This is a genomic window from Microcoleus sp. PH2017_24_DOB_U_A (genome assembly GCF_020738205.1).
Taxonomy (GTDB): Bacteria; Cyanobacteriota; Cyanobacteriia; order Cyanobacteriales; family Microcoleaceae; genus Microcoleus.
Genome location: NZ_JAEQCT010000054.1, coordinates 72,365 through 78,364, shown reverse-complemented (window position 1 = coordinate 78,364; position 6,000 = coordinate 72,365). Strand labels below are relative to the sequence as shown.

The window sequence follows — 6,000 nt, the reverse complement described above, 5'->3', positions numbered from 1 at the left end:
ATTCGCAACCCATTCCTGGTTGGTCTTTGTACAATGGCGATAATAAGTCTGTGTTGCAAAGCTCCTTGGTGAATCGGAACAGCATTACTACTTTATCTAACCCTGTAGTAGGGTCTAATTCGGGTTCAATCAATTATGCTCTAAAATTAGGTACAGGCGACAGCATCACGCACAATCCCTTTGTCGTACCGGATTGGGGAAATTTACGATTTGATGTTTTTGCTCCCACTCAAAGCGGAACACTAAATGTCAAGCTTGAAACGATAGATGGACAAAGTAAAAATGTAATCATCAATCTGGCACAAGATGCAAACTTTCAAATTGATGCAGCCAACAACAATAACACCGAGTCTATTAAGAACATCTATTCAGACATTGAAAATAAGATTGGGTTTGGCAGAAAAGGATTTGAAACCTTCCAACTTAAGTTAAACCTCACTGATTTAGAAATAGCAGATTTCCGAGGAAAGTCAGCGAAAATAACTTTTTCTTTAGACGGCGGTGACTCCGTTTACATAGATAATGTTTTCTTCAAGAGCGAGCATCTCAAATTTGGTAATCCCACTCAAGCTAGATGGAATCCTAGCAACAGTACATATAAAAACAACTTGCTGCTTGAAAAACCACAGTACGCGGTTTCTTACAATGCTGATACTAAAATTGCCAACTGGGTTGGTTGGAAAGTAGACAAAACATGGGTGACAAGACCAAAAACACAGCCGGGAGAGTTACCCAATGGGTTAATAAAAAGACCTGAGTTTATAGCCGATCCCGATTTATTCGCTAGTGGCTTGTCTACCTATGATGGAAATATCTTTACGGGCTTAGGAATGGATCGAGGTCATTTGTCTCCTGACAGAGATAGAAGAAGACATCCCAAAGACCAATTAGCAACGTACTTAACAACCAATTTGATTGCCCAGTCAATGGATAATAATCGTTTCTTTGGAGACAGCGATAATCCAGATGAGACTTCTGCTTGGTTCAATATTGAAGATAAAGTGGTAGATGAAAGAGCCAATCAGGGGCAAGAGCTCTACATTTTTGCTGGGGCTATCGGCAACAATCCAAATACTCAAAAGAAAACGAATGTTCCTGAGTTGCTTGATGACCTTTTCAATGGAGAGTTGATCAATCAGGGAAATACAAGCCCTAGCAATTTGTCAAACCGACAAATTCACATCCCTAGATGGACGTGGAAAACAATCATGGCTGTGGAACAACCAGGAGTTGATGTTACTTCGTCAAACATAGAAGCTTTCGCATATATGACGCCTAACATAGCAGAACCAAATTGGAATAATGTATCCTTAGATGGGATTGCTAATCCGCTTAACAATGATATGTTTTCTCCCTTTTTGGACAGCGTTCGCAGTAACATAAAGAAAACGGATTGGAGGAACCCAGATACTTGGCGAGTTACTCTTCCAGAACTCACAAAGATTCTTAACGAACGTAACAAAGTTCGTAACTATGACTTTAAGTTTGATTTCCTGTCAAATCTGCCAGAAGATATTCAGTAAGCTCTGAAGAATCAAGGGAGATATTCTCCTCCTTCTTAACATTTTACTTCTGGGCTAAACGGAACTTGGCATTACAGGAGGAAGTTCCGTTTAGCCCAGAAGTAATCATACTCTCATAACTTTTTAGGATATTATTATAATCTCATACTTCCCTGTTAGTATTGCTACAGGAAGAGCGATACAGATTGGAAGTGAAACCAGAAATAAAAACTCCGTCATGGCGAATAACGTCCCAGTAGTTACAAGGGTCTTCGCCAAAGCCCCCAAGCTTCGCACCTTGTAAATTGACTCTAGTAAAATTAACCGAGCTTATGTCGCATCTACTACTGTTAAATTCTCTCAAGTCACAGTCAAAAAACCTACTGTATTGCAAATGACTTGAGGTGATTCTAGCTTCTGTAAAGTTACAGTACCAAAATTGAGCCGAACCCAACTCGCACCTATGCAAATTGAGTCGGCTCAAATTGACATAGTTAAATTGAGCACCACTCAGGTTAATATTTTGCAGTTCAACTCCGCTCAAGTCAGCATACTCTAAAATGATGTTTCTAAAATCTCGATCGCCCGCAGCATAGCGTCTGAGTAATTCTTCTACAGTAATCCTTTCTTTTTCCATAACTCAACTCCTGTATCTATTTACACCTTCGATAATAGCGCACTCGCCGCTACATTTTGTTGGTTTCGGTCAAGGGGCTGTTGTTAATAGTGAAATTGTCCAGCGTTTAGGTACGTTTTTACCTGATGCTGGTGGTACGAGTCGGGCAAATCGCGACTTTCAGATGACGACTATTGACCCTTACGATTACGATGATAATTCTTTTGAAGGAACTTACCTTAATATTCAAGACCCAGAAATTAAGGTTTGGAATAATGTCACTTATGCTGACAATTATTACCAAACAAAGGGTATTGGGAATACGATTAACGGTCGGGAACTTGCTGGAACGAACTGGAAATCTGATTGGAATGTTTCTTTAGGAAACCGGGCTGGTTTTACGCCGGATGATGGGGAAGGTGCTTCTCATCGGGCTGCTTTGGCTTGGCGGGAACTGCTAATCTCACGGGTAGCAAACTGCCATCGGAAAACGGTGACACAATTTACCGCCGCTTGGGCGATTTGGAGCAAAACAATATCACCGATGTTACTAAGACTTGGTATACTCCTGACCATACTAATGCTAGTTTTACTCAGGGAGATACTAAAGCTCCTTGGGAAGGTATTGGTACGGGTTGGTTTGACTCTGTTTTAGGTGGAGGTTCTCAATTACGGCCTTATTTTGATGGTGGGAAGAAGACTAAAAATGAGTTGGGTGACTTTGAGGATTATTTGAAGAATAATCGGGTTTCGGTGTTAGAAGATAAATTCGCAACCCATTCCTGGTTGGTCTTTGTACAATGGCGATAATAAGTCTGTGTTGCAAAGCTCCTTGGTGAATCGGAACAGCATTACTACTTTATCTAGCCCTGTAGTAGGGGCTAATTCGGGTCAACCCAATTATGCTTTGAAGCTAAACTCAGGTGAGAGCATTACGCACAATCGCTTTGTTGTTCCTGACTGGGGAAATTTACGATTTGATATTCATGTACCTGAGCCAGCTCGCCTTGATGATAAGGATGACTATATTCAAGTGTATTTGGAGACAGACGACCAATCTTTTATACTAAGGGATAAGGAGATTGATCCTAGCACTCTCGTGGAAGATCCATCCTTAATTCCTGTTGATGAAATAAGAGCAATTCCCGCTGCTGTAGATTTACGAGAAGTTCATCCTCAAGCAGTTGCTCAACCACTGATACAATCACAGCTTAATCGCATTGGCTATGGTTCTAAGGGATTTGAAACATTTCAAGTAAATGTGCCTGATGAAATGCGAGGGAAAACAGCTAGACTAAGATTTAAGCTACATGGAGATACAGAAGTGTATATTGATAATGTATTCTTCCAAAGCGAACACCTGAAGTTTGGCAATCCGTCTCTGAATCAACAAGAAGCAAGGACTGAGCAAGCAAGCCAACCCAATAACTACTTAATTGAAAAACCTCAGTATGCAGTTTCTTACAATGATAGTCTCAAGACTCCTAATTGGGTGAGCTATAAATTAGATCCTTCATGGTTAGGAGGAGTAAGTATGCCACGTCCTAATTTTGCTCCCGATTTGAGCCTACCTTTTGCTGATGCTACAATCAGTGAAGACTACAGTAAAACTGGTCAAAATGGTACTATTGCTATCCGAGGACATTTAGTGCCAAATCAAGATCGAGAAAGAGGAATAGAGAGCTATCATACAATCCCAAACCCTAATACAGGAGCACAGGATAATTACTCTATTTCTAAAGATAATTACCTAACATACTTGACAACAAATGTAGTACCACAACCTCAGTATGATACAGCATGGCAGAAGCTCGAAGGTGACATAAACACCTTTGTTAGAAAGAGTAATAACCCTAACAATGAGGTTTACGTTATTACTGGCAGGTATGGCTCAATCGATCGGATTCAATCACTATTACCCTCAGAATTACCCTCAAAATTACCCTCACAAATTAAGGATCGAACTTCTCAATTTAATATTGATGTTCCTGAATGGCTGTGGAAAGTTGTTTTAATTCCAGAAGCACCCGGTCAAAGTCCTACAGATATTACAACTAAGGCCATCTCCTTTGGCGTACTTTTGCCAAATACTAACCAACAGCCATCAAAACTAGACTGGCGCAAGCACATTTTCTCAGTCAATGATATTGAGGACTTGACTGGCTATAACTTTTTCTCGAACATTGCCACCGAAGTTCAAGAAAAAATTGAGGATAATACTACTTTACCTCTATTATTTTAAGTAATAAGTTTAGGGAGACAGAATTATCCATATGAATGTAGCAGAATTAATCGAGCGTTATAATGCTGGCGAACGTAACTTTGCTGGGGTAACTCAATATGGTATTTGTAGTGAATTAACCACAACTAACTTAAGCAACATCATTTTAAGTGGAGCTGATCTCAACTCATTCAGCAGAACTAACTTGCGTGGAGCTCAGTTAGTAGGAATCTCTTTAGTTCGTGGTGGACTGGCAGAGGCTGACTTGTCAGGTGCAGACCTGACAGGAGCCAACCTTACTGAGGCTTGGCTAAATGGAGCTAACCTCAGAGGTGCTAAATTGATTGGAGCTAACTTAACAGGTGCTAAATTGATTGGAGCCGACTTAACAGGTGCTGATTTAAGTGAAAGTATTCTTTGTCAAGTAGGTCTTACCAAAATCAAGCTGGATGAAGAATGTCATCGTCAGGTGATTTTGACTAACGCTTTGCTCTGGCAAACCTATCTGCCTGATGGTACGTTTGTTAGCAATCCAAGGTATCACGAATAAATATGTATCAGGACTTACGCATGGGCAACCAAAAACCTAGTTTCTGTGTCAATTTTTATCGAAAAAGAGATAATTTTTGTCAGAAATAGGTTTTTGCGTAAGTCTTATATATGACAATGACCGAAGTAATTGGAGACCTGTGTTTAGTATCTCATGTCGTATACAGGATCGGCAATAAACGTTCCATCAGGCATGAGCGTATTCCAGAGTAACGCACCTGTGCAATGGATATTAAGAGTGTCAATGGGATGACCCGCAGGTCTAATTCGCGTCAAATTTAATTGGCACAGAGAACTATATTCAAAATTAGCATTAAGAGTATCAGCCCCTTCCAAGTTAGCTTGAATTAAGTTAGCATATTCCAGCCTAGCCCCTGTCAAATTAGTACATTCTAAACAAGCCCGCCTCAATGTAGCTCCGTTGAGATTGGCCCATGTTAGGTCTGCTAGTGTGAAATCAGCGTCAGGCATATAAGCTCCTATTAATTTAGCTTCTGTTAAGTTAACGTCTCTAAGCCTAGCTCCCGGCCAGTATATTCCACTTAAGATAATATTACTTAGGTCAGCACCGTCTAAGACATCAGGATTGTCTGTATTAGCCTTCATCCTCAATCCGGCAAAATTGCGCTCTCCAGCTTGATAGCGTTCTAGTAGTTCATCTGGTGTAATCAGCATAATATTTCTATTTTAGTTATTGCTTTCGGAAAATTGGTCCAAGAATTTAGGTATTGATATCGTAGAAATTACGGCCTTGCAATACTTTATACTATATCCTCCTGAACAAGTAGTAGTGATTGAATCGTAAAAAAAATGATTGAGTACAAAGGATGTAACTACTGCCGATATTTTCGACCAGAGGGAACCTGTCCAGCCTTTGAGCCTGGCTTAATTCCCATAGAAATTGTTTCCGGTCAGATCAAACATACTAAGCCTTTAGCAAATCAGAGAAACACAATTGTTTATGTGCCTACAAAAAAATCCATAATCTACAGGTATAGAACAGGAAATCATCAATTATAACTGAAAAAATACCCAAAGATCTGTGATTTGGTACACTCCTGACCACACTAATGCTAGTTTTACTCAGGGAGATATTAAAGCTCCTTGGGAAG

6 protein-coding genes are annotated in these 6,000 nt (G+C 40.0%); 4 read left to right on the top strand and 2 right to left on the bottom strand.

Going from position 1 to position 6,000, the window contains the following annotated elements; translation table 11 throughout:
- Positions 1–1,523 (top strand): DNA/RNA non-specific endonuclease (locus JGK07_RS16115; RefSeq protein WP_293201353.1); only part of this gene is annotated, 1,523 nt, incomplete at its 5' end.
- A gap of 142 nt (positions 1,524–1,665) precedes the next feature.
- Here JGK07_RS16115 and JGK07_RS16110 read toward each other — a convergent pair.
- Positions 1,666–2,139, bottom strand: coding sequence for a pentapeptide repeat-containing protein (locus JGK07_RS16110; protein WP_293186096.1), 474 nt, complete (start codon positions 2,137–2,139; stop codon positions 1,666–1,668).
- Positions 2,140–2,562: 423 nt separating this feature from the next.
- On the opposite strand from JGK07_RS16110, the gene JGK07_RS16105 reads away from it, so the two are divergent.
- The 3 genes from JGK07_RS16105 to JGK07_RS16095 are packed head-to-tail and all read left to right on the top strand — an operon-like array spanning position 2,563 to position 4,889.
- Complete coding sequence (locus JGK07_RS16105) at positions 2,563–2,928, top strand: hypothetical protein (RefSeq protein ID WP_293290950.1); 366 nt, start codon at positions 2,563–2,565, stop codon at positions 2,926–2,928.
- A gap of 25 nt (positions 2,929–2,953) precedes the next feature.
- Positions 2,954–4,360, top strand: a complete 1,407-nt coding sequence (locus JGK07_RS16100) for a DNA/RNA non-specific endonuclease (RefSeq protein WP_293290948.1) — start codon at positions 2,954–2,956, stop codon at positions 4,358–4,360.
- Between the two features lie 31 nt (positions 4,361–4,391).
- Entirely contained in the window at positions 4,392–4,889 is a 498-nt protein-coding gene (locus tag JGK07_RS16095; protein ID WP_293201359.1) for a pentapeptide repeat-containing protein, read from the top strand.
- 143 nt (positions 4,890–5,032) lie between these two features.
- Here the strand turns inward: JGK07_RS16095 and JGK07_RS16090 are convergent, their stop codons facing one another.
- On the bottom strand, positions 5,033–5,563 hold the full coding sequence (locus tag JGK07_RS16090) for a pentapeptide repeat-containing protein (protein ID WP_293201361.1): 531 nt from the start codon (positions 5,561–5,563) through the stop codon (positions 5,033–5,035).
- Positions 5,564–6,000: the final 437 nt, after the last annotated feature.

What these genes read in the sequence shown, in the direction of transcription:
- JGK07_RS16110 (WP_293186096.1), bottom strand. Translation starts at nt 2,139, where the DNA reads ATGGAAAAAGAAAGGATTACTGTAGAAGAATTACTCAGACGCTATGCT.
- JGK07_RS16090 (WP_293201361.1), bottom strand. Translation starts at nt 5,563, where the DNA reads ATGCTGATTACACCAGATGAACTACTAGAACGCTATCAAGCTGGAGAG.
- JGK07_RS16095 (WP_293201359.1), top strand. Translation starts at nt 4,392, where the DNA reads ATGAATGTAGCAGAATTAATCGAGCGTTATAATGCTGGCGAACGTAAC.